Origin of the sequence: Vibrio sp. OPT24, assembly GCF_015163545.1 — a bacterium.
GTDB classification, from domain to species: domain Bacteria; phylum Pseudomonadota; class Gammaproteobacteria; order Enterobacterales; family Vibrionaceae; genus Vibrio; species Vibrio cyclitrophicus.
In genome coordinates this window covers 1-22,404 of record NZ_JADDYI010000006.1, presented here as the reverse complement: position 1 = coordinate 22,404, position 22,404 = coordinate 1, and the positions used below count along the sequence as shown (strand labels likewise).

The window sequence follows — 22,404 nt, the reverse complement described above, 5'->3', positions numbered from 1 at the left end:
ACTTCTATTTACTAAGGCTCGGTCATTATGCCGAATCTTGGATACTTTCATAGTAGGCTGGCAATGCTTCTTCTAGCCAAAACCTGGGCTTGAGCGTGCTACCGGTAATGAACCCCACATGGCCACCTTTCTGAAACAGGCGATAATCAATATTGTCTGGTAGTACGAATTTTGGAATAACATCATCAGTCATGAAAGGATCGTCTTTAGCATGAATGATCTGAGTCGGTAGCTTAATCTTATTCAGTTTTGGAAGCGCTGAACATTGAGCATAGTAGTCTTGAGCATTCTTAAATCCATGCAGAGGCGCAGTGATCCTTTCATCAAACTCATACAGTTTGTCTATTTTTTTGATGGTTTCAGCGGAGATACCTATTTTTTCTTGTAACAGCTTAACCTTTTTCAAGGCATTCGATTTGAGTGAGTTGAGCAGGTATTTTTTATAGAGCCTAGAGAAGCCTCTTTCAATACGACTGGAGCAGCAAGCTAAATCAAAAGGAGCAGAAACTATCGTTGCCGCCGACAGTAATGGGTCGTCCGCATACTCAGCCAAGTAGTTCGCCAGCATGTTTCCGCCTAGAGATATACCAACCGCAACCTTTGGGTTATTGGGAAATTGCGCGTGTAAGTGTCGTAGAAAGAAACGAGCATCTTCTACTTCTCCTGAATGGTACGCGCGAGCCAAGCGATTCGGTTTTCCGCTGCATCCTCTAAAGTGCATCATCACGGATAACCAACCATCTTTAGCAAACGCATTCATCAGTCCATTGGCGTAAGGGCTTTCAAAGCTGCCTTCCAAACCGTGGAATAGAACGAAAATGGGCTTATTATTCGCATCTCCTCTGCTTTTATTATCACTATTGGGGCTATCTCCCTTCGGGTCCTCGCTCCATGCAAGGTCGAGGAAATCACCGTCGGGAGTTTCTAAGGTTTGCCATTGAGGATCAAATAACGCCTGCTTTCTAATAAACCGTGGCACTAAGGTTTGTAAGTGCGGATTAGAGAGACCAGCCGCTGCGGTAAATATTGTCATAAAACAGTCCATGCTTCTTTTATGGGCTTTGATAAAGTGTTGAGCTTTTAGTGAAACGCCCATGTTTTTATTTGAGCTTGGTTGATTCTCGGCATAAGCGCAAGAGTTTCACTCATACAGGTTACAAAACAGGTTGTAGGTAACTGGTTGAATACTATCGAGGTTAAGCTCTATATATTGCTAATAATCCGAGCCACCATCGCGTGAACACGAAGAACGATAGTCCCCAATAAGCTTGGATCTTGATCTAACAAAAGGAAAAGGGAATGCCTTAGGGCTGAGGGGTTGGTTCAGAAAAAGCAACATAGAGGTTTTCTGCCCCTAATAATCGACAGTATTGAAAAGCGAGAGGCGCTTGTTGGTTTGCGAAAAGCTGAAGAGAGTTTATGTAGTCGACGAGATCAGATTGTTGTTGTTTCTCTAGTTGTAATTCGAACTGTAAGGCTTCACGGTAGAGTGAATCAACAACGTGTGCTTTGAGATGCTTACGTAGCTCTCGATAACTATGAAGCAGGGTTTCAGATCGGCTCAAGCACTGTTGAACTTTGTGCCACTCTTCTTCGGCAAAAGACAATTGCTGCTCATCAAGCCATTTGAGCAGCAGCAGTAGATTGACGTTGCCGTGAAACTGGTTTTGTAAAGCTAGGCACGCATCCTTTACACCACGCACACTGTAATACTGAAGGCTAAATTGCCATAGTCGTTCCAGTGTTAGTGATATTGGGGCGTGCTCTGGGCTCATAAGCTATCCATATCCTGTTCCATCTGCTCAAGCTCTTCTTGAGTGGACATCCAATCCATTTCAACTTCTTCTAGCTGTGACTTACTGCTCGCTTGGAGAGCGAGTACTTTATTCAGTTTAGCCTTATTTTCAGCTTCATACAGTGAAGTGTCGGATAATTCTTGCTCGGCTTCTTCAAGAGCCAACGTTAATTTATCCATCTGCTTTTCAAATTGACTCAGCTTTTTACGAATTGGTGCCGTTAGTTTACGGAACTCTGCTTCTTTACGTTTCTGATCTTTTTTTGCTGCCGCACTGTTGGCGCCGTCTTTTGCTGGTGCCAATGCTTGTGCTTCTTTGCGTTCAACTTTCTGCTGTTCGGTTAGCCACTTGTAGTAATCGCTTAGGTCACCATCAAACGGTGCAACTTGACGGTCGTGTACCAAATACAAATCATCGGTAGTCGCACGGAGTAGGTAACGGTCATGCGATACGATAACCATTGCGCCTTCAAACGTCTGCAATGCAAACGTCAGCGCCTGACGCATGTCGAGATCCAAGTGGTTGGTTGGTTCATCGAGCAGCAAAAGATTCGGTTTTTGCCATACTAGTAGCGCCAGAACTAAACGCGCTTTTTCACCGCCTGAGAAGGGGGCTACTTTATCGAGCGCTTTTTCACCTTGGAAACCGAAGCTACCTAGGTAATCACGCAGTTGTTGCTCTGTGTGTTTAGGGGCAATCTGCATCATGTGTTGCAGCGGTGTTTCTTCTGGGTGCAGCGTCTCTAATTGGTGCTGTGCAAAGTAACCCATCTTAACGCCTTGTGAATAGCTCAGTTCACCACCTTGCTGTTTCAGTTCGCCAGAAAGGAGTTTAATCAGCGTTGACTTACCAGCGCCATTTCGGCCAAGTAGACCAATACGACTGCCCGGTACTAGGTTCAAGCGAATCTTCTCTAGAATCAGGTTGTCATCGTAACTCGCAGAGACTTCATCCATCATCATGATTGGATTTGGTAGCGCGTCTGGTTCTCTAAACTCAAAGCTGAATGGGTTATCAAATTGAGCGGGCAGCACTTGTTCCATTTTCTCTAATGCTTTGATACGGCTTTGCGCTTGGCGAGCTTTTGAGGCTTTGTAGCGGAAACGGTCAATGTAGCTCTGCATATGAGACATTTGTTTCTGCTGTTTTTGGTACATCGCTTGTTGCAGGATCAGTTTTTGCGCGCGTTGAGTTTCGAACGATGAGTAGTTGCCGGTGTATTCATTGAGCAGCTGGTTTTCAACATGCACGATGCGGTTGACGATAGGATCCAAGAAATCTCTATCGTGCGAGATAAGAACGAGTGTGCCAGGGTAGTTTTGTAACCAGCGTTCTAGCCACATTACTGCGTCTAAATCCAAGTGGTTGGTTGGCTCATCGAGTAGCAGTAGGTCACTGCGGCACAATAGGGCTTGCGCTAAGTTCAAACGCATACGCCAACCACCCGAGAACTGGGTTAGGTTCCATGTCATTTGTTCTTGGCGAAATCCTAAGCCATCCAATAGCTCAGCAGCACGTGCTTTGATGCTGTAACCACCAATGGTTTCAATTTTGCCGTGGATCTCTGCTACTAATGTGCCGTTGTCGGCTTGTTCAGCTTTCTCTAGTTGATCTTCAAGGCCGCGATATTCACGGTCGCCATCAATCACGTATTCAATCGCTGTTCTTTCTAGTGCTGGCGTTTCTTGAGCAACCCAAGCCATTTCCCAATGGGCTGGTTTACTGAATGAGCCAGCATCAATAGACAGCTCGTCTTTAATTAAGGCGAACAGCGTAGATTTACCACAGCCGTTTTTACCAACCAAACCGATCTTGTCGCCAGGATGAAAAGTCGCAGATGCTTGGTCGAGGAGTGGCTTACCGCCGCGTAGCAATTGAATATCAGAGAAAGTAATCATATAGAGGTAGCATAGAAATTAGAGGTGAACAGACGCCTGCATAGTAGGCTGAATCCAGATAAAAGTCGATCACAATGCAATTTGCGTTATGATGCCAATAACATATTAATAACTTTTATTTAAATTCTAGTGGCCTTGCCACCGTTTAGCCCTTAAAGGAATGTTTCAAAGGAATGAGTATTACTCCCTCGATAGACAAACCCGTGCCAAAGGTATTAGTGATCTATGCGCACCCAGAGCCGCAAACCTCTATCGCTAACCAGATCATGGTTAAAAAGATAGAGTCGCTTGGGAATGTTAAAATCCACGATCTTTATGCCCTCTATCCTGACTTCTTTATTGATGTGCCTTATGAGCATGAACTGCTTCTGCAGTACGATGTGATTGTATTCCAACATCCTTTGTTTATGTACTCATGCCCTTCGTTATTGAAGGAATGGTTTGACCGAGTATTAGGCAAGGGCTTTGCGTTTGGTGAGCAAAGTGCACTTAAGGGTAAGCATTGGCGCAGTGTTATCACCACGGGTGGTAAAGAAGAGGCGTTTGGTGCTGCAGGCTATAATAAGTATCCCTTACAAGAGATCTTGCAACCGTTTGAGCTAACTGCCGCTTTGTGCCAGATGCACTGGATGTCACCTTTAGTTTTACATTGGGCTCGAAATGTCTCGGATATGACGCGTTACCAACACGCTGAAGAATATCGAAATTGGTTGCGAGATCCGCTACAAGATATAGGAGCAAATGATGGCTCTGACTAATGATTTCCTACAAAGTAGCGCTATATTTTTAGCGGCGGCTGTGGTTGCGGTTCCTATCGCGCAGCGAGCAGGCTTAGGTTCAGTATTAGGTTACTTATTAGCGGGTGTCGCTATTGGTCCATGGGGGCTTGGCCTAATCAGTGACGTAGAGGCCATTCTACATTTCTCAGAGTTCGGGGTGGTGCTGCTGCTCTTCCTTATTGGTTTAGAGCTTAACCCCAAAAAACTGTGGCAGATGCGGGCGCCTATTCTCGGCTTAGGGGGGGCGCAAGTGTTGATCACCACCTTGATTATTACCGCCATCGCCTGTTTGTTCGGATTGACTTGGCAAACTAGCCTCGTGATAGGTATGGGGTTAGCCTTATCTTCGACAGCCATCGCCTTGCGCGTTATTGAAGAGCGAGAGCTTGGTGGTAAAGAAGCGGGACAGTCAGGCTTTGCAGTCTTACTTTTCCAAGATATTGCAGTAATCCCTATGTTAGCGGTGTTGCCTCTGCTTGCGGGCAATACGGGCGGTAGTTGGGCTGACATGTTGTGGATGCTAGGCGGCGTGATTGGCTTACTTGTTGGTGGTCATTTCTTACTGAGACCACTATTCCGCTATGTGGTCATGAGCGGTGTTCGTGAGTTGTTTACCGTTGCAGCGCTGCTATTGGTGATTGGTATTGCCGTCATCATGCAGCAGATTGGTTTGTCGATGGCGCTGGGTACTTTCTTAGCGGGTGTTCTTCTAGCAGAAAGTGAATATCGACACGAGCTTGAAATTGCGATTGACCCATTCAAAGGGTTATTGCTTGGCCTGTTCTTTATCTCTGTGGGTATGGCGGTGAACTTAGGTTTACTAGCCGAAAGCCCATTCGCGATACTGATTGCAGTTTGTGCATTGGTCGTGTTGAAAGGTTTGGTACTGTATGCACTTGCCCGTATCTTTGGTACACAGACAAAAGCGCGTAGCCGAATGGCGATGATACTCAGCCAAGGTGGTGAGTTTGCCTTTGTTATTTTTACTGCGGCGAGTGCACAGGGTATTTTAAGTGGTGAACAGGTATCGTTCTTACTGGTCGTGGTGAGTTTATCAATGGTGACTACGCCATTGATGCTTAAGCTGCAAGACCGATTCTTTGCTCGTCAACTTAATCAAATCAGTGAAAGCGCGATGTCTTCTGATGTGGTTGATCGTAGCCCTAGAGTGATCATTGCTGGTTTTGGTCGTTTCGGTCAGATCATTGGTCGCTTGATGTACGCTAATAAGATTCGTATCACCGTCCTTGAAAGTGATGCCAGCCAAATACATATCCTTAGAAAATTCGGCTACAAGGTATTTTACGGTGATTCAACTCATCTAGAACTGTTACGTGCCGCAGGCGCTGATAGAGCGGAGGCGATTGTACTGTGTACTGACTCTCCCGATGAAATCATGAAAACCGTCGATTTATGTAAGCAGCACTTCCCGCGCTTAAAGATCTTAGCGCGTGCACGAAGCCGTGTTGAAGCCTATCAATTACTTAACCATGGTGTGAGCAACTACTCTCGTGAAACTTTCCTTGGAGCATTAGATTTAGGGCGTCAAACATTGACTGAACTTGGCATGCATCCATATAAAGCGAAGCGAGCAGAAGCACATTTTAGGAAATTGGATAATGGTATGCTCAAAGAGTTACTTCCTCAGCACAACGAAGATGCCGAGCTAGCTCAAAGAGCGAAAGAGGCTCGTAAAGAGCTGGAAGAAATTTTTGGACACGAGATGGAAAATGATCATCAGTCTCGAAACTATTGGCAGTAGCCTGAGTCTAGAGTGAATAACCCGAGCTTAGGAATATAGCTGAACTCAGAAATAGCAGTCTAAAGAACCAACCTAATAATAAACGCGGTCTCTGCTTAGTTTCTAATAGAGTGGGCGGGATGAACTGCGAATCCAGAGTAGTAAAGGACATTAACGTGAAACAGAAAAAACGCTTTATCGCTGGGGCGAGCTGCCCAAGCTGCAATACTCAAGATACTCTTCGCTGGTGGATAGAGAATAATATCGAATTGGTGGAATGTGTTGATTGTAATTTCAATGAGCAGCGGAAACCGAAAACTGTAGAGAAATCTGAACACGCGAATCAAGAAATGATCGGTATTTTTAAACCAGAATGATTGAGTTTCACTAATTCATCCCCATAATATCGGGTGTATAAAATTTATTCCTAGGCTCAACTGTTCGAGCCTAGTCCAAACCTCCTTGGAGCTCTCATGAAAATTGAAAAGAACGTAGTAGTTAGTGTTGCATATCAAGTGAAACTTGAAGATGGCGTAGTAGTTGACCAATCAACTGCAGAAGCTCCACTAGATTACCTTCACGGTCACAACAACCTAATTACAGGTCTTGAAAAAGAGCTTGAAGGCAAAGTTGCTGGTGACAAGTTCTCTGCAACGGTTACTCCAGAAGACGCTTACGGTGAACACAACGACGACCTAGTTCAACGTGTTCCTGCTGACGTATTCCAAGGTGTTGAGCAAATCGAAGTTGGTATGCGTTTCTTAGCGGATACTGACCAAGGTCCAATCCCAGTTGAAGTGACTGAAGTAGATGGCGACGAAGTTGTTGTTGACGGTAACCACATGCTAGCTGGCCAAACTCTAACGTTTGACGTTGAAGTTGTAGCGGTTCGTGAAGCGACTGAAGAAGAAGTTCAACATGGTCACGTACACCAAGAAGGTGGCTGTGGTGATCACGACCATGATCACGAAGGTGGTTGTTGTGGTGGCGAAGGCCATGACCACGGTGAAGAGAAAAAAGAAGGCTGCTGCGGCGGCGGTAGCTGTGGTTCTCACTAATACCGAATGAACGGTTTAGATTAAGAACGCTGAAAACCTCCCTTGTGGAGGTTTTTTCGTATTGGAGCCGAGGCTTGTTTGGATTAACTGTTTATCTAATAAGGCAACCATCCGAAAAAGTTTAGTTTCTACTATCAGACATCGGATCATGGATGTGGTATTGATAGAACAACATTATAAAAATACGTCAGTGGAGAATTCACATGTCACAGCCTTTTTCAATTGCCATTCATGGTGGTGCAGGAACCATCTTGCGAGAGCAAATGAGTGATGAATTAAAAACAGGCATCACAGAAGCTTTAAAAAAATCGGTGTTAGCTGGTTACCAGGTGCTGCAATCGGGCGGTGATGCTGTGGATGCTGTAGTTGCTTCGGTAAAAGTGATGGAAGACAGCCCACACTTTAATGCTGGTAAAGGCTCGGTGCTGACTCATGATGAGTTTGTTGAGATGGATGCTTCTGTTATGCATGGTAGTGAAATGGATGCCGGTGCGGTTGCGGGTGTTCGTCATATCAAGAATCCCATTGAACTTGCACGTGATGTAATGCTGAAAAGCGATCATGTGTTGTTGATTGGTGAAGGCGCTGAGAAGTTCGCCTTTGAGCATGAGTACACCTTCACCGAGCAGGATTACTTCTTTACCGAGCGTCGTTATGACCAACTTCTATCAATGAAAGAGAAGGGCATTTTTGCTTTGTCTGAAGCGAAATATGATGAACAGCAAGCCCATAAATATCCAGATGATAAGAAGTACGGCACGGTTGGCGCCGTGGCGTTAGATCAATCCGGGAACTTAGCTGCAGCAACCAGCACTGGTGGTGTGACCAATAAGAAATACGGTCGTGTGGGAGACTCTCCAATTATAGGCGCAGGCACTATTGCTGAAAATGGCAACGTGGCTGTTTCAACAACAGGTATGGGCGAGTTCTTCCTACGTAAAATGGTCGCAAGTGATGTGGCAGCACGAATGCGTTATCTCAAAGAAGATGTACATACGGCTTGTGAAACTATCATTCAAGGTGAGTTGAAGGCCATGGGTGGAGAAGGTGGCTTGATCGCTATTGATGGCCAAGGTGATATTCATTTTGGCATGAACAGTTCAGGGATGTATCGCGCGAGTGTTGATACTAACGGTTGTGTGGAAGTGAAAATTTATGCTGATGACTAAGCTTTTATTAGCTTAACTAGCTTTAGTTGAATTAGCGAAGATTAAACGAACAAAAGGGCGACAGATAAGCATCTGTCGCCCTTTTAGTTTTCTATGTCCCGTCCTGAAATGAGTTTACACATCGAGGGCGAGAGACTAGCGATATGCGTCACTAGAATCTATTCGTCATTTTGAACTGCGCTTAATAGTGCGGAGGTGGCGTCTCTTCTGATGCGTCAGCTAAGTTGGAGCCGTCCATATTTTTTACTTTACCCACCACGAACTTCATTTGATCTTGCATTCTCGTGATCAACATCTGTTGTTGGCTAAGCGCTTCATTGAGTTCTTCAATGGTTTGTTCTTGGAAAGCCAACTGACATTCTAGGTCATTCACACGGCTTTCTAGTTGTTCAATTCGCTTTTCTGTCATCGTTCTAATCCACATTCCAAGCTTGGGCGATGCCCGCAGAGGTGCCCGATATCACACGGTTCTTTTCATCAAAGGCTGCATCATACACTACCGCACGGGGAGGGCGAGCATCTTTTAGTGGCTCAGCATCGTGACGAGAAATTCGTTTTCCATCTTGAGTATTCCACACACTCACTTGGCTTGATGGCGTACCTGTCACCAGCATACTGCCGTTATCAGAAAAGCGAGCGCTAGAGAATATCAGCTGTCGAGACCAGCTTTGCAATTGCGCTTGAGGTTCACCTGTTTCCAAATCCCATATCATCGCTTGGTTGCCGCCATCGGAAGTAAAAGCTAATTCTCCATCCCGTTGTAGTGCAACTCGTACTACTCTTTGTTCATGCTTGAAGGTACGTAACACTAAGCCTGATTCGGTGTCCCAAAGGTAAGCTTTGTAGTCGTTACCGCCTGATAATGCGTAGCGCCCATTCGAAGAAAGGGAGACTGAATTTACTTTTTCTCTGTGAGCGAGGAACTCAAGACGGCGTCCGGTGACTAAGTCCACATAGATAGCTTTGCCATTAGATAGGCCAAGCAAGACTTTTTCACCATTGCTAGAAATATCGACATCACGAATCAAGCCATCGGAAATAGACCAGAGCCCCTCAGCCTGAGTCCAAGATAAGTCCCAAACGGCGAAGTTCATCTGGCTGGCGGTAATGGCAAAGCGGCCATTGTCTGAGATGCGGATTCGCGATACTTGGTTTTCGGATTGGTCTTGGGGGCCAAGTTGAGCGAGTTCTTTGTTTTGATCTAAATCCCAAAGGAGCAGTTGTTTTTCTTGAGAGTAGAGCAGGGCAAAACGTCCATCTCTGCTGAGTGCAAAGCTGGTGGCGCCATTGGGTTCTATTTCCCAACGCTGATCATCATCCTGGAAGAAAAAGCAACCATTTAACAAGGTGATGACAATTGTATATAGCAATGAGTGGAAAAATATTCGCATCACATCTAATAATCCGGTTTGTGTCGAAAGACATATGACTAGTATATTGTTATAACTAACGTATTCACACCAATCTAATCATTAGATTTGTGCACAATAACCAATGGCTTGGCCATTAATTGGAGAATTCAATGAAATCAGTTTTAAAAGTATCACTGCTTGCCGCAACGGTTATGCTAGCAGTTGGTTGTCAGAAAGAAGAACCAAAGGCAGAAGCTCCACAGGTTGAAGAAGTTAAAGTAGAAGCAGTAAACTTTAAAACAGAAGATGACAAAGCGGCTTACGCAATCGGTGTATCTTTCGCAAACTACCTAAGCACAAGTATTGATAAGCCAAGTGAGCTAGGCATTAACCTAGACAAAGACATGGTTCTTCAAGGTATCGAAGACGTATTCGCAGAGAAAACAGCACTGAACGAAGAAGAAACTCGCGCTGCTCTTGAAGCTCTAGACAAGCGTGTTGCTGAAACGATGCAAGCACAAGCTGCAGAAAAGTCAGCAGAAGTGAAAAAAGCGGGCGATGAGTTCCGCGCTGAGTTCGCAAAAACTGAAGGCGTAAAGCAAACTGAATCTGGCCTACTTTATCAAGTAATGACTGCTGGTGAAGGTGCTTCTCCAAAAGACACTGATACCGTTCAAGTACACTACAAAGGTACGCTAACAGACGGTACTCAGTTCGACAGCTCTTACGATCGTGGCGAACCAGCAACATTCCCACTAAACCGCGTAATCCCGGGTTGGACTGAAGGCGTACAACTGATGCAAGTTGGTTCTAAGTACAAGTTCGTTATTCCGCCAGAGCTAGCATACGGTGAGCAAGACACACCGACTATCCCTGCTAACTCAACGTTAGTGTTCGAAGTTGAACTATTAAACATTGATAACGCTGAAGCGGCTCCTGCTCAGTAATATCAGTGAGAACTCTTGTTCTCAAATTCGTTGATTGAACAAAAAGCCTAACTTCAAGTTAGGCTTTTTTTATGATTTGAAGGTGAGTATTTGATTTTTAAACTTGTTCTAAATCACTAGTTGCAATGTTAGCTAGGTGTGCAATTAAAATTTTCTGATAAACTTACATAAATTTGTTGATTTTTCACACGAAGGTAAGGAATAAGTGACTACTACAGAAACAGTCAATGCGGACGTGTTACTCGAAATGGAATCAGTCCATGTCATGCCATTCAGTGAACACGATAAAATTATCTTAAGATCTTACGAGGCCGTGGTCGACGGTATCGCGAGCCTGATTGGTCCGTTTTGTGAAATCGTTTTACACTCTCTAGAAGACCTCAATACTTCTGCAATCAAAATTGCCAATGGCGAAAACACAGGTCGTCAGGTTGGATCACCGATCACCGATCTTGCGCTAAAGATGCTAAAAGATATTGAAGGTTCTAAGCGTAACTTCTCTCGTTCATACTTTACTCGCGCTAAAGGTGGAGTATTAATGAAGTCAATCACGGTTGCTATTCGCAATGGTGAAGACCGAGTGATTGGCTTGTTGTGTATTAACGTCAACTTAGATGCACCTTTCTCACAAGTGCTGCAATCTTTTATGCCGACGCAAGATGCTGACGAAGCTGCATCTTCGGTTAACTTTGCTAGTGATGTTGAGGAACTTGTTGACCAAACGGTTGAACGAACCATTGAAGAAATCAATGCAGACAAGTCTGTATCGAACAACACCAAGAACCGTCAAATAGTGATGGAGCTTTACGACAAAGGTATTTTCGACATCAAAGACGCGATTAACCGTGTTGCTGAGCGTTTGAATATCTCTAAGCACACCGTGTACTTGTACATCCGTCAACGTAAAACAGAGGATGAAGAGGGTTGTTAAGTTATACGCTCTTAGTCAATGGACCTGTTTATGGTTCACAATCTGCCAGAAGTGCTTACCAGTTTGCATTGGCTCTACTAAAGCAGGGCCATAAGCTACACAGTGTATTCTTCTATCAAGACGGTGTGAGCAATGGCTCGAATCTCACTGTGCCTGCTAATGATGAATTTGATTTAGCTTCTGAGTGGCAAAAGCTTGCAAGTGAATATGATATTAGCCTTGAAACTTGTGTCGCAGCGGCCTTAAGACGAGGTGTGGTAAGCTCTGAAGAATCTGAGCAACATCAATTAATCGGTTCTAATCTAGCATCTGGCTTCACTCAAACTGGGTTGGGAAGCTTATCTGAAGCGTTACTAACACAAGATAGGGTTGTGCAGTTTTGAGAAAATTAGCCTTTATATTTAATAGTTTTCCTCACACAACCGCGGCTGGTAGAGAAGGGCTAGATGCATTGCTCGCGGCTTCAGCTTTCAGTGAAGATATTATCGTGTTCTTTGTCGGAGATGGTGTGACACAGCTTCTCAAAGCACAGCAGCCAAGCGAAACACTATCACGTGACTACATCTCTGCATTTAAATTAATGGACCTATACGACATCGAACAGGTGTATGTGTGTAAACGTAGCCTAAATCAATTTGGTTTATCGACGGACAATTTACTGATTGATGTGACGGTTGTTGAAGTGGATCAATTAGCGCGAAAGTTAGCTCAATGCCAACAAATACTGACTTTTTAGGAAACGCTATGCTTCATATTGTAAAATCGGCAGAGAAACTAAAACTCGCATTATTGTATTCCCAACCACAGGATCAGTTTATTTTGGTCGAGGATGCTGTGTATGTTTGCCTTCCAAATCATGAGTTATACACTCAAATTTCTGCAGTTGAAGATGTGTCGGTATTAAAACCGGATCTCGACAGTCGAGGTTTACAACAGTTGGCTTCAAGTTCATTGGCTCAAGTAGACTTCGATGGATTTGTTAAATTAACGGTTTTAAACGACAAATCAGTAACTTGGTAACTATCTTTTATCATTGTGGTCAAAAATAAACCATCCTGAGCTCTAGATGGCTAAAAAAGATCTGTATATTTCTTGACACACCTCCCACTGCTGAATAGAATTTTGCGTCCCTAATTACGACTTGTAATTAGGGATAGATTTTTCACAAAGCTTACTTTCAAGTAAATTTCAGGAGCTAGTTAATGGCAACTATTAACCAGTTGGTTCGCAAACCTCGTGTAAAGCAAGTTGTTAAAAGCAACGTGCCTGCACTAGAAGCGTGCCCACAAAAACGTGGTGTATGTACTCGTGTTTACACTACTACACCTAAAAAACCTAACTCGGCACTACGTAAAGTATGTCGTGTACGTCTAACCAACGGTTTCGAAGTAACTTCGTACATCGGTGGTGAAGGTCACAACCTTCAAGAGCACAGTGTTGTATTAATCCGTGGCGGTCGTGTAAAAGACCTTCCGGGTGTACGTTACCACACTGTTCGCGGCGCGCTTGACTGTGCTGGCGTTAACGACCGTAAACAAGGTCGTTCTAAGTACGGTGTGAAACGTCCTAAGTCTTAATGCATTTTCTTTTTTAAAAGAAAGCGTTAAGTAAGGCCAAACACTATTTTATTTATTATTCTGAAAAGTTTTGGAAAAAACCTGAAGAAGACAACGGAGAATATCCATGCCACGTCGTCGCGTAATAGGTCAGCGTAAGATCCTTCCAGATCCTAAGTTCAAATCTGAATTGCTGGCAAAATTCGTTAACATCCTTATGGTTGACGGAAAGAAATCTACTGCAGAGAAAATTGTTTACACTGCACTAGATTCAATGGCTGAGAAGTCTGGTAAAGACCACTTAGCTGTATTTGAAGAAGCTCTTGAAAATGTTCGCCCAGCGGTAGAAGTTAAATCTCGCCGTGTAGGTGGTTCAACTTACCAAGTACCTGTAGAAGTTCGTCCGGTTCGCCGTAACGCTCTTGCTATGCGTTGGGTAGTTGAAGCTGCGCGTAAGCGTGGTGAAAAATCTATGGCTCAACGCCTAGCTGCTGAAATGCTAGACGCGTCTGAGAACAAAGGTACTGCGGTTAAGAAACGTGAAGACGTTCACCGCATGGCTGACGCAAACAAAGCGTTCGCACATTACCGTTGGTAATACCTTTTTAGTACTGCAAGGTTCCTTGCAGTACTTCTTTAGTTCCTATGCTTATGCTAGGAACTATTGCTATTTCTAGGGCAAGCCTTTTTTAGCGAAGTATCGCCATTAACGCATAATCTAGACATAGCAATAGTCCCTAAGTCTCGAATAAGAGGATTCAACCGTGGCTCGTAAAACTCCTATAGAGCAATACCGAAATATTGGTATCGTTGCTCACGTAGATGCAGGTAAAACAACCACAAGTGAACGTATTCTGTTCTATACCGGTCTTTCTCACAAAATCGGCGAAGTTCACGATGGTGCAGCAACCATGGATTGGATGGAGCAAGAGCAAGAGCGCGGTATTACGATCACTTCGGCTGCAACTACTACGTTTTGGCGTGGTATGGAAGCTCAGTACCCAGACCACCGTATCAATATCATCGATACTCCAGGACACGTTGACTTCACTATTGAAGTCGAACGTTCTCTGCGTGTACTTGATGGAGCCGTTGTCGTGTTCTGTGGCTCGTCGGGTGTTGAACCTCAGTCAGAGACAGTTTGGCGTCAAGCTGATAAGTACCAAGTTCCACGTATGGTTTTCGTTAACAAAATGGACCGTACAGGCGCAGACTTCTTGCGTGTAATTGAACAGATCAAGGACCGCCTAGGCGCGACTCCTGTTCCAATTCAACTGAACATTGGTGCTGAAGATAATTTCCAAGGCGTTGTCGATCTTATCAAGATGAAGGCAATCAACTGGAACGACGCTGATCAAGGCATGACTTTTACGTACGAAGATATTCCTGCAGACATGCAAGAAATGGCTGAAGAGTATCGTACAGAACTTGTTGAAGCAGCTGCAGAAGCATCTGAAGAGCTAATGGATAAGTACCTTGAAGAAGGTGAACTGACTGAAGCTGAAATCAAACAAGGTCTACGTACTCGTACCCTTAGCAATGAAATCGTACTCGCAACTTGCGGTAGTGCGTTCAAAAATAAAGGCGTACAAGCTGTTCTAGATGCCGTCGTTGATTTCCTTCCTTCTCCTGTTGATGTACCTGCTATTAAAGGTATCGATGAGAACGAGAATGAAGCAGAGCGTCACGCAGACGACAAAGAACCGTTCTCTGCACTGGCATTTAAAATTGCAACAGACCCATTTGTTGGTACTTTAACTTTCATCCGTGTTTACTCTGGTGTTGTTGAAAGCGGTAAAACGGCTTACAACTCAGTGAAGCAACAACGTGAACGTTTAGGTCGCATTGTTCAAATGCACTCAAACAAACGTGAAGAAGTAAAAGAAGTACGAGCAGGTGACATCGCAGCTATTATTGGCCTTAAAGATGTGACCACTGGTGAAACGCTTTGTGACCAGAACCATAAAATCGTTCTTGAGCGCATGGAGTTCCCAGATCCAGTTATTCAGATCGTTGTAGAGCCGCGCTCTCAAGCTGACCAAGACAAAATGACGATCGCTCTAGGTAAGCTAGCAGCAGAAGATCCATCGTTCCGTGTTGAAACGGATGACGAAACAGGCCAGACACTAATTTCTGGTATGGGTGAACTGCATTTAGATATCATCGTTGACCGCATGAAACGTGAATTTAACGTTAACTGCAACGTTGGTAACCCGCAAGTTGCTTACCGTGAAACCATTCGTGGTACAGCGAAAGCGGAAGGTAAGTTCATCCGCGAACATGGTGGTAAAGGTCAGTACGGTCACGTATGGCTTAAGCTCGAACCATCAGAAGTTGGCGAAGGTTTTGTCTTTGTAGACGAAATTGCCAACGGTATCGTTCCAAAAGAGTTTATCGCTTCAGTTGCTAAAGGTGTTGAAGAGCAGATGAACAATGGTGTACTTGCTGGCTATCCAGTTTTGGATATCAAAGCTACACTATATGATGGTTCTTACCATGAAGTAGATTCAAGTGAGATGGCGTTTACAATCGCTGCCTCTATGGCTTTCAGAACGGGTGCACTTGAAGCGCAACCAGTTCTGCTTGAGCCTATGATGAAAGTTGAAGTAACTACTCCAGAAGACTGGATGGGTGATGTTGTTGGTGATATTAACCGTCGCCGCGGCCTCATTGAAGGTATGGACGAGGGGACAGCTGGCCTGAAGATAATTCGTGCACAAGTTCCGTTGTCTGTCATGTTCGGTTACGCAACTGATTTACGTTCTGCGACACAAGGTCGTGCTTCTTACTCTATGGAGTTTAGTGAGTACGCTGAAGTGCCTAACAATGTTGCAAAAGCAATCATTGCAGAACGTGGTTAAACAAGACGGACGCATTTTTTTTCATTTTTTGAAAGAACAATGCGTCCAAATATTGCGCTAACGAGAGTTGGCGCATAAAATAGCAATTTCTGGCGCGTCTCGCTCAATAATGAACGTGGCGAATCATAACTAGGAAGGAACACGATTGTGTCTAAAGAAAAATTTGAACGTACGAAACCGCACGTAAACGTTGGTACTATCGGCCACGTTGACCACGGTAAAACAACTCTAACTGCTGCTATCTGTACTACTCTTGCAAAAGTGTACGGCGGTGTTGCTAAAGATTTCGCATCTATCGATAACGCTCCAGAAGAGCGTGAGCGCGGTATCACAATCGCAACTTCTCACGTTGAGTACGACACTCCAGCACGTCACTACGCACACGTAGACTGTCCAGGACACGCGGATTATGTTAAAAACATGATCACTGGTGCTGCACAAATGGACGGCGGTATCCTAGTTGTTGCTGCGACTGACGGCCCTATGCCTCAAACTCGTGAGCACATCCTACTTGGTCGTCAAGTTGGTATCCCTTACATCATCGTATTCATGAACAAATGTGACATGGTTGATGACGAAGAGCTACTTGAGCTAGTTGAGATGGAAGTTCGTGAACTTCTTTCTGAATACGACTTCCCAGGTGATGACCTACCAGTAATCCAAGGTTCAGCACTTGGCGCACTAAACGGCGAGAAGCAATGGGAAGACAAGATCGTTGAGCTTGCAGAAGCACTAGATTCTTACATTCCTGAGCCAGAGCGTGCAGTAGACCAGCCGTTCCTACTACCAATTGAAGACGTATTCTCAATTCAAGGTCGTGGTACTGTTGTAACTGGTCGTATCGAGCGCGGTATCCTACGTGTAGGTGACGAAGTAGAAATCGTTGGTATCAAAGAGACTACTCTTACTACTTGTACTGGTGTTGAAATGTTCCGTAAACTGCTTGACGAAGGTCGTGCAGGTGAGAACGTTGGTGCACTTCTACGTGGTACTAAGCGTGATGACGTTGAACGTGGTCAAGTACTTTCTGCGAAAGGTTCAATCAACCCACACACTAAGTTTGAGTCTGAAGTATACGTACTTTCTAAAGACGAAGGCGGCCGTCACACTCCTTTCTTCAAGGGTTACCGTCCACAGTTCTACTTCCGTACAACTGACGTAACAGGCGACATTACTCTACCTGAAGGCGTAGAAATGGTAATGCCAGGTGACAACGTTCAAATGACTGTTGAGCTAATCGCTCCAATCGCAATGGACGAAGGTCTACGTTTCGCAATCCGCGAAGGTGGCCGTACAGTTGGTGCTGGTGTTGTAGCTAAAATCTTTGCATAAGATTTGACGAACCACTAGTAAAAAGGGCATCATTTGATGCCCTTTTTCTGCGCTGAAAAAAGAGTTGGATGTTTTGACATCGATTTTCGCTATTAGCAAAGAATTAAACGGTCTTTTTGACTAAAATGACTGTTAGATGTGTTGTTTTGCAACGCAAAGGAATGTGCCCTGCAACAGCGGGGTTATTGTCGTCTATATTTAAGACTTATCACAGGTTGGTTTTATGAAAGCAAACGCTGAAACTCCTGATAGCTCAGGTGCAGCAGATACAATGAAGTGGATCGTCGCTTTTGTTCTGTTGGCTGCTGCTGTTGTGGGTAATTACCTGTATGGTGAATTGTCTGTTGTAATTCGCGCTGCAGGTGTAGTTGTGCTGATTGCTGCCGCACTAGGCGTTGCAGCAACAACAACTAAAGGTAAAGCTGCGATCGATTTTGCAAAAGAATCTCGTATGGAGATTCGTAAAGTTGTTTGGCCTACTCGCCAAGAAACTATGCAAACTACATTGATCGTTTTAGCTGTATGTATTGTTATGTCTCTAGTGCTTTGGGGAATTGACGGCATTATGGTCCGTCTAGTTTCTCTAGCAACTGGGGTGTAGAGGGTTCTGATTCATGAGTGAAGCTCCAAAAAAACGTTGGTATGTAGTTCAAGCCTTTTCTGGCTTTGAAGGTCGTGTTGCACAATCGCTACGCGAGCATATTAAAATGCACAACATGGAAGAACTATTTGGCGATGTGCTAGTACCTACTGAAGAAGTAGTGGAAATGCGTGCAGGTCAACGCCGTAAAAGTGAACGTAAGTTCTTCCCTGGCTACGTATTAGTTCAAATGATCATGAATGATGAATCATGGCACTTAGTACGCAGCATTCCGCGTGTTATGGGCTTCATTGGTGGTACCTCTGATCGTCCTGCACCAATCACTGATAAAGAAGCTGATGCTATCTTGAACCGTCTAGAGAAAGCGAGCGAGTCTCCACGTCCTAAGACAATGTTCGAAGCGGGTGAAGTGGTTCGTGTGAACGATGGTCCATTTGCTGACTTTAACGGTACTGTTGAAGAAGTAGATTACGAGAAAAGCCGCATTAAGGTATCTGTATCGATCTTTGGTCGTGCAACTCCGGTTGAGCTTGAATTCGGTCAGGTTGAAAAACTGGACTAATACTCGAACCTTTGATCAAGCTGTGGATAAATACTTCATAAGCTGTTCAAAATAAAAGAGTATAAAAAATCACCTTTTTAGGGTTGTTAAAGGCGCGAATTATGATTATAATTTCGCGCCTTTTTGCTTCTTCGGAAGTAAAAAAGAGTTAATTTAATTTATGGGGAGCTTGCCTTACGGTTAGCGCACGTACCCAAAATATTAGGAAATATCATGGCTAAGAAAGTTGAAGCTTATATCAAACTGCAAGTTGCAGCTGGTATGGCAAACCCAAGTCCACCGGTTGGTCCTGCTCTAGGTCAACACGGCGTGAACATCATGGAATTCTGTAAAGCGTTCAACGCAAAAACAGAATCTGTTGAGAAAGGTCTACCTACTCCAGTAGTTATTACTGTTTACAATGACCGTTCTTTCACGTTCGTAACTAAGACTCCACCTGCTGCTGTTCTTCTTAAGAAAGCTGCTGGCGTTAAGTCTGGTTCAGGTCGTCCAAACACTGAGAAAGTTGGTACTGTAACTGACGCTCAAGTTCAGGAAATCGCAGAAACTAAAGCTGCTGATATGACTGGCGCTGACATCGAAGCAATGAAGCGTTCTATTGCTGGTACTGCTCGTTCAATGGGCCTAGTGGTAGAGGGATAAGATCATGGCAAAACTTACTAAGCGTATGCGCGTAATCCGCGACAAAGTTGACTCAACTAAAGAATACGAAATCAACGAAGCTGTTGCTCTTCTTAAAGAACTAGCTACTGCTAAATTCGTTGAGTCTGTAGATGTTGCTGTTAATCTAGGCATCGATGCTCGTAAATCTGACCAAAACGTACGTGGCGCAACTGTGCTACCTCACGGTACTGGCCGTGAAATCCGCGTTGCTGTGTTCACTCAAGGTGCAAACGCAGAAGCAGCTAAAGAAGCTGGCGCAGATATCGTTGGTATGGAAGATCTTGCTGAGCAAGTGAAAAAAGGCGTAATGGACTTTGACGTTGTTGTTGCTTCTCCTGATGCAATGCGCGTTGTTGGTCAACTAGGTACAATCCTAGGTCCACGCGGTCTAATGCCAAACCCTAAAGTTGGTACTGTAACTCCTAACGTTGCTGAAGCGGTTAAAAACGCTAAAGCTGGTCAGGTTCGTTACCGTAACGACAAGAACGGCATCATCCACACTACTATCGGTAAAGCATCTTTCGAAGCTAACCAGCTTCAAGAGAACCTAGAAGCTCTTCTAGTTGCTCTTAAGAAAGCTAAACCTTCTTCAGCGAAAGGTACTTTCCTGAAGAAAGTAAGCATCTCTACTACGATGGGTGCTGGTGTTGCTGTTGATCAAGCTAGCCTTGATACTCAAGCAAACTAATTTGCTTAGGCGCAGATTTAGTGTATACTTCTGCGCCTAATATTTGTGGTTGGGTGGTTTTTGAAGCAATTCAAAATCATCTATCCCAAGACCGTAGGCGCTAAATCTTTTTAAGATGAAGCTTAATAAAACCTACGTAGGCGATGTTGTTGTTTGAAGTGAATTTATTTGCTTTTAAATAACGTCGTAAACGCTCAATACATTTTGTACTGAGTGCTGTAATCACAACCAGAGGTTAATCCAAATGGCTTTAAATCTTCAAGACAAAAAAGCAATTGTTGCTGAAGTCAACGAAGCTGCCAGTGGTGCACTTTCTGCAGTTGTAGCTGATTCTCGTGGCGTTGAAGTTGGCGCAATGACTTCTCTACGTAAACAAGCTCGCGAAGCGGGTGTTTACATGAAAGTTGTTCGTAACACACTAGCACGCCGTGCGGTTCAGGGTACAGACTACGAGTGTCTAGTAGACACTTTCACTGGTCCAACTCTGATCGCATTCTCTAATGAGCACCCAGGTGCTGCAGCGCGTCTTTTCAAAGACTTCGCTAAAGAGAATAAAGATTTCGAGATCAAAGCTGCTGCATTTGAAGGCGCAGTTACTGATGCTGAAGTACTAGCGACACTACCAACTTACGACGAAGCTATCGCACGCCTAATGATGTGCATGAAAGAAGCTTCTGCTGGCAAGCTGGTTCGTACTATCGCTGCTGTTCGCGACCAAAAAGAAGAAGCTGCGGCATAAGCCTTGCTTTTCACTGGTTGCTATTTAAACTTATTGTTGACTTAAAAGAGAATTGTTATGTCTATTACTAACGAGCAAATCCTAGACGCAGTTGCAGAAATGTCTGTAATGCAAGTTGTTGAGCTTATCGAAGCTATGGAAGAGAAATTCGGTGTTACTGCTGCTGCTGCAGTTGTAGCTGGTGGTGCTTCTGCTGAAGCTGCTGCTGAGCAAACTGAATTCGACGTTATCCTTACTGCTGCTGGCGCTAACAAAGTACAAGTTATCAAAGCTGTACGTGGCGCAACTGGCCTAGGTCTTAAAGAAGCTAAAGGTCTTGTAGACTCAGCTCCTGCAGCGCTTAAAGAAGGCGTTGACAAAGCTGAAGCTGAAGCTCTTAAAGCACAGCTAGAAGAAGCTGGCGCTTCTGTTGAAATCAAGTAATTATTACTTAATTTCTTAGCCGCAAGGCTAATGGCTGGTGGTTAATTAACCACCGGCCTTTTTGCGCTGTAGGGCTATGACGAATTTTCCGCTGTTTAACCGTCATAATCCGAGCAAAAAAACAGTCATTTTTTCGAAATGATTGTTCACTACAGTAAACAGCTGTTTGTCACCGCCCCCTCTGAAGAGTGTTTTGGGTGGTTTGGGTCACTTATCAGCGAGCTGAGGAACCCCATGGTTTACTCTTATACCGAGAAAAAGCGCATCCGTAAGGATTTTGGTACTCGTCCACAAGTTTTGGACATTCCATACCTGTTATCGATCCAGCTTGATTCTTTCGATAAATTCATCGAACAGGATCCAGAAGGTCAATACGGTCTTGAAGCTGCTTTCCGTTCTGTATTTCCAATTCAGAGCTACAACGGCAATTCTGAGCTGCAATACGTTAGCTACCGTCTTGGTGAGCCAGTTTTTGACGTTAAAGAATGTCAAATCCGCGGTGTTACTTACTCAAAGCCACTACGCGTAAAACTACGTTTAGTTATCTTTGATCGAGATGCACCAGCAGGTACTGTAAAAGACATTAAAGAACAAGAAGTCTACATGGGCGAAATTCCGCTTATGACAGACAATGGTACTTTCGTAATTAATGGTACCGAGAGGGTTATCGTATCCCAGCTGCACCGAAGCCCAGGCGTGTTCTTCGACAGTGATAAGGGTAAGACCCACTCATCAGGTAAAGTTCTTTATAACGCACGTGTAATTCCTTACCGTGGCTCATGGTTAGACTTTGAGTTCGATCCTAAGGATAACTTATTCGTACGTATCGACCGTCGTCGTAAACTACCTGCATCGATTATTCTTCGTGCACTTGGTAAATCGACAGAAGAGATCTTAGATCTGTTCTTCGACAAGGTGAACTTCGAAGTGAAAGACCAAACTCTACTTATGGAGTTGGTCCCTGATCGTCTACGTGGTGAAACTGCGTCATTCGACATCGAAGCAAATGGTAAAACTTACGTTGAGACTGGTCGTCGTGTTACTGCTCGCCACATCCGTCAACTTGAAAAAGATGGCGTTGAGCACATCGAAGTACCAGTAGAGTACATCGTTGAAAAGATTGCTGCGAAAGATTACATCAACGAAGCAACTGGCGAGATCATTGTTGGTGCAAACCAAGAGATCAGCCTAGAGGCTCTTGCTAACTTATCTCAAGCAGGTCACAAGACTCTAGAAGTTCTGTTCACGAATGACCTAGACCATGGTCCATTCATGTCAGACACTCTACGTGCAGATAGCACAGTAGAT

25 protein-coding genes and 1 pseudogene are annotated in these 22,404 nt (G+C 44.3%); 21 read left to right on the top strand and 5 right to left on the bottom strand.

From position 1 onward, the window contains the following. Positions 1 to 25 precede the first annotated feature (25 nt). From IQO02_RS02505 to IQO02_RS02495, 3 genes are all read right to left on the bottom strand, one after another. Entirely contained in the window at positions 26 to 1,033 is a 1,008-nt protein-coding gene (locus IQO02_RS02505) for a hydrolase (RefSeq protein ID WP_016783703.1), read from the bottom strand. 271 nt (positions 1,034 to 1,304) lie between these two features. Beyond that, on the bottom strand, positions 1,305 to 1,775 hold the full coding sequence (locus IQO02_RS02500) for a TIGR02444 family protein (protein ID WP_016799294.1): 471 nt from the start codon (positions 1,773 to 1,775) through the stop codon (positions 1,305 to 1,307). Continuing rightward, positions 1,772 to 3,694, bottom strand: a complete 1,923-nt coding sequence (locus tag IQO02_RS02495; RefSeq protein WP_102305903.1) for an ABC transporter ATP-binding protein — start codon at positions 3,692 to 3,694, stop codon at positions 1,772 to 1,774. Before IQO02_RS02495 ends, IQO02_RS02500 begins: the two co-directional genes overlap by 4 nt. Positions 3,695 to 3,867: 173 nt before the next feature. Between IQO02_RS02495 and kefG the strand changes: the two genes are divergently transcribed. The 5 genes from kefG to IQO02_RS02470 all read left to right on the top strand — a co-directional run bounded on the left by kefG (position 3,868) and on the right by IQO02_RS02470 (position 8,441). Continuing rightward, entirely contained in the window at positions 3,868 to 4,452 is a 585-nt protein-coding gene (gene kefG, locus IQO02_RS02490) for a glutathione-regulated potassium-efflux system ancillary protein KefG (RefSeq protein WP_010435196.1), read from the top strand. Continuing rightward, a complete protein-coding gene (kefB, locus tag IQO02_RS02485; RefSeq protein WP_010435193.1) occupies positions 4,439 to 6,235 on the top strand; it encodes a glutathione-regulated potassium-efflux system protein KefB in 1,797 nt (598 codons plus the stop codon). The genes kefG and kefB overlap by 14 nt, the downstream gene beginning before the upstream one ends. A gap of 155 nt (positions 6,236 to 6,390) precedes the next feature. Continuing rightward, positions 6,391 to 6,591: a YheV family putative zinc ribbon protein gene (locus IQO02_RS02480; protein ID WP_022570897.1), complete on the top strand. Its 201-nt coding sequence runs from the start codon at positions 6,391 to 6,393 to the stop codon at positions 6,589 to 6,591. 96 nt (positions 6,592 to 6,687) lie between these two features. Continuing rightward, positions 6,688 to 7,272: a peptidylprolyl isomerase gene (gene slyD, locus IQO02_RS02475; RefSeq protein ID WP_016783707.1), complete on the top strand. Its 585-nt coding sequence runs from the start codon at positions 6,688 to 6,690 to the stop codon at positions 7,270 to 7,272. Positions 7,273 to 7,475: 203 nt separating this feature from the next. After that, entirely contained in the window at positions 7,476 to 8,441 is a 966-nt protein-coding gene (locus IQO02_RS02470; RefSeq protein WP_010435184.1) for an isoaspartyl peptidase/L-asparaginase family protein, read from the top strand. Positions 8,442 to 8,622: 181 nt separating this feature from the next. Here IQO02_RS02470 and IQO02_RS02465 read toward each other — a convergent pair whose 3' ends face one another. Continuing rightward, positions 8,623 to 8,850 carry a SlyX family protein gene (locus IQO02_RS02465; protein WP_004729640.1) on the bottom strand — a complete coding sequence of 76 codons (228 nt, stop codon included), beginning with the start codon at positions 8,848 to 8,850 and terminating at the stop codon, positions 8,623 to 8,625. A 4-nt stretch (positions 8,851 to 8,854) separates the two neighbouring features. Then, the gene (locus IQO02_RS02460; protein WP_010435178.1) at positions 8,855 to 9,832 is read right to left on the bottom strand and encodes a WD40 repeat domain-containing protein; all 978 of its coding nucleotides are present in this window, start codon (positions 9,830 to 9,832) and stop codon (positions 8,855 to 8,857) included. A gap of 131 nt (positions 9,833 to 9,963) precedes the next feature. Here IQO02_RS02460 and fkpA point away from each other — a divergent pair, with 131 nt between their 5' ends. The 16 genes and pseudogenes from fkpA to rpoB form a co-directional block, all read left to right on the top strand. Next, positions 9,964 to 10,740 carry an FKBP-type peptidyl-prolyl cis-trans isomerase gene (gene fkpA / locus IQO02_RS02455; protein ID WP_010435176.1) on the top strand — a complete coding sequence of 259 codons (777 nt, stop codon included), beginning with the start codon at positions 9,964 to 9,966 and terminating at the stop codon, positions 10,738 to 10,740. 205 nt (positions 10,741 to 10,945) lie between these two features. Further along, entirely contained in the window at positions 10,946 to 11,671 is a 726-nt protein-coding gene (locus IQO02_RS02450; protein WP_004729851.1) for a helix-turn-helix transcriptional regulator, read from the top strand. Then, complete coding sequence (gene tusD / locus IQO02_RS02445) at positions 11,665 to 12,054, top strand: sulfurtransferase complex subunit TusD (RefSeq protein WP_016788480.1); 390 nt, start codon at positions 11,665 to 11,667, stop codon at positions 12,052 to 12,054. The genes IQO02_RS02450 and tusD overlap by 7 nt, the downstream gene beginning before the upstream one ends. Then, positions 12,051 to 12,407 carry a sulfurtransferase complex subunit TusC gene (gene tusC / locus IQO02_RS02440; RefSeq protein ID WP_016788481.1) on the top strand — a complete coding sequence of 119 codons (357 nt, stop codon included), beginning with the start codon at positions 12,051 to 12,053 and terminating at the stop codon, positions 12,405 to 12,407. Before tusD ends, tusC begins: the two co-directional genes overlap by 4 nt. A gap of 8 nt (positions 12,408 to 12,415) precedes the next feature. Beyond that, a complete protein-coding gene (gene tusB, locus IQO02_RS02435) occupies positions 12,416 to 12,691 on the top strand; it encodes a sulfurtransferase complex subunit TusB (protein WP_010435170.1) in 276 nt (91 codons plus the stop codon). A 182-nt stretch (positions 12,692 to 12,873) separates the two neighbouring features. Continuing rightward, positions 12,874 to 13,248: a 30S ribosomal protein S12 gene (rpsL, locus tag IQO02_RS02430; protein ID WP_004737194.1), complete on the top strand. Its 375-nt coding sequence runs from the start codon at positions 12,874 to 12,876 to the stop codon at positions 13,246 to 13,248. A 106-nt stretch (positions 13,249 to 13,354) separates the two neighbouring features. Further along, a complete protein-coding gene (rpsG, locus tag IQO02_RS02425) occupies positions 13,355 to 13,825 on the top strand; it encodes a 30S ribosomal protein S7 (RefSeq protein ID WP_010435163.1) in 471 nt (156 codons plus the stop codon). A gap of 166 nt (positions 13,826 to 13,991) precedes the next feature. Further along, the gene (fusA, locus tag IQO02_RS02420) at positions 13,992 to 16,088 is read left to right on the top strand and encodes an elongation factor G (protein ID WP_016768003.1); all 2,097 of its coding nucleotides are present in this window, start codon (positions 13,992 to 13,994) and stop codon (positions 16,086 to 16,088) included. A 147-nt stretch (positions 16,089 to 16,235) separates the two neighbouring features. Next, positions 16,236 to 17,420, top strand: a complete 1,185-nt coding sequence (tuf, locus tag IQO02_RS02415) for an elongation factor Tu (protein ID WP_010435158.1) — start codon at positions 16,236 to 16,238, stop codon at positions 17,418 to 17,420. Positions 17,421 to 17,643: 223 nt separating this feature from the next. Then, positions 17,644 to 18,021, top strand: coding sequence for a preprotein translocase subunit SecE (gene secE / locus IQO02_RS02410; protein ID WP_010435558.1), 378 nt, complete (start codon positions 17,644 to 17,646; stop codon positions 18,019 to 18,021). A gap of 13 nt (positions 18,022 to 18,034) precedes the next feature. Beyond that, a complete protein-coding gene (gene nusG / locus IQO02_RS02405) occupies positions 18,035 to 18,583 on the top strand; it encodes a transcription termination/antitermination protein NusG (RefSeq protein ID WP_010435556.1) in 549 nt (182 codons plus the stop codon). A 213-nt stretch (positions 18,584 to 18,796) separates the two neighbouring features. Next, the gene (rplK, locus tag IQO02_RS02400; RefSeq protein WP_010435555.1) at positions 18,797 to 19,225 is read left to right on the top strand and encodes a 50S ribosomal protein L11; all 429 of its coding nucleotides are present in this window, start codon (positions 18,797 to 18,799) and stop codon (positions 19,223 to 19,225) included. A 4-nt stretch (positions 19,226 to 19,229) separates the two neighbouring features. After that, entirely contained in the window at positions 19,230 to 19,934 is a 705-nt protein-coding gene (gene rplA / locus IQO02_RS02395) for a 50S ribosomal protein L1 (RefSeq protein WP_010435553.1), read from the top strand. 244 nt (positions 19,935 to 20,178) lie between these two features. Continuing rightward, the gene (rplJ, locus tag IQO02_RS02390; protein ID WP_010435550.1) at positions 20,179 to 20,673 is read left to right on the top strand and encodes a 50S ribosomal protein L10; all 495 of its coding nucleotides are present in this window, start codon (positions 20,179 to 20,181) and stop codon (positions 20,671 to 20,673) included. A gap of 57 nt (positions 20,674 to 20,730) precedes the next feature. Beyond that, the gene (gene rplL, locus IQO02_RS02385; protein ID WP_010435548.1) at positions 20,731 to 21,096 is read left to right on the top strand and encodes a 50S ribosomal protein L7/L12; all 366 of its coding nucleotides are present in this window, start codon (positions 20,731 to 20,733) and stop codon (positions 21,094 to 21,096) included. 234 nt (positions 21,097 to 21,330) lie between these two features. Further along, a pseudogene (gene rpoB, locus IQO02_RS02380) lies at positions 21,331 to 22,404 on the top strand (DNA-directed RNA polymerase subunit beta); the annotation flags it as partial.

Bases quoted from the DNA above. Each gene is read 5' to 3' on its own strand.
- IQO02_RS02505 (WP_016783703.1), bottom strand. From the start codon at position 1,033: ATGACAATATTTACCGCAGCGGCTGGTCTCTCTAATCCGCACTTACAA.
- IQO02_RS02500 (WP_016799294.1), bottom strand. From the start codon at position 1,775: ATGAGCCCAGAGCACGCCCCAATATCACTAACACTGGAACGACTATGG.
- IQO02_RS02495 (WP_102305903.1), bottom strand. From the start codon at position 3,694: ATGATTACTTTCTCTGATATTCAATTGCTACGCGGCGGTAAGCCACTC.
- kefG (WP_010435196.1), top strand. From the start codon at position 3,868: ATGAGTATTACTCCCTCGATAGACAAACCCGTGCCAAAGGTATTAGTG.
- kefB (WP_010435193.1), top strand. From the start codon at position 4,439: ATGGCTCTGACTAATGATTTCCTACAAAGTAGCGCTATATTTTTAGCG.
- slyD (WP_016783707.1), top strand. From the start codon at position 6,688: ATGAAAATTGAAAAGAACGTAGTAGTTAGTGTTGCATATCAAGTGAAA.
- IQO02_RS02470 (WP_010435184.1), top strand. From the start codon at position 7,476: ATGTCACAGCCTTTTTCAATTGCCATTCATGGTGGTGCAGGAACCATC.
- IQO02_RS02465 (WP_004729640.1), bottom strand. From the start codon at position 8,850: ATGACAGAAAAGCGAATTGAACAACTAGAAAGCCGTGTGAATGACCTA.
- IQO02_RS02460 (WP_010435178.1), bottom strand. From the start codon at position 9,832: ATGCGAATATTTTTCCACTCATTGCTATATACAATTGTCATCACCTTG.
- fkpA (WP_010435176.1), top strand. From the start codon at position 9,964: ATGAAATCAGTTTTAAAAGTATCACTGCTTGCCGCAACGGTTATGCTA.
- tusB (WP_010435170.1), top strand. From the start codon at position 12,416: ATGCTTCATATTGTAAAATCGGCAGAGAAACTAAAACTCGCATTATTG.
- rpsL (WP_004737194.1), top strand. From the start codon at position 12,874: ATGGCAACTATTAACCAGTTGGTTCGCAAACCTCGTGTAAAGCAAGTT.
- rpsG (WP_010435163.1), top strand. From the start codon at position 13,355: ATGCCACGTCGTCGCGTAATAGGTCAGCGTAAGATCCTTCCAGATCCT.
- secE (WP_010435558.1), top strand. From the start codon at position 17,644: ATGAAAGCAAACGCTGAAACTCCTGATAGCTCAGGTGCAGCAGATACA.
- nusG (WP_010435556.1), top strand. From the start codon at position 18,035: ATGAGTGAAGCTCCAAAAAAACGTTGGTATGTAGTTCAAGCCTTTTCT.
- rplK (WP_010435555.1), top strand. From the start codon at position 18,797: ATGGCTAAGAAAGTTGAAGCTTATATCAAACTGCAAGTTGCAGCTGGT.
- rplA (WP_010435553.1), top strand. From the start codon at position 19,230: ATGGCAAAACTTACTAAGCGTATGCGCGTAATCCGCGACAAAGTTGAC.
- rplJ (WP_010435550.1), top strand. From the start codon at position 20,179: ATGGCTTTAAATCTTCAAGACAAAAAAGCAATTGTTGCTGAAGTCAAC.
- rplL (WP_010435548.1), top strand. From the start codon at position 20,731: ATGTCTATTACTAACGAGCAAATCCTAGACGCAGTTGCAGAAATGTCT.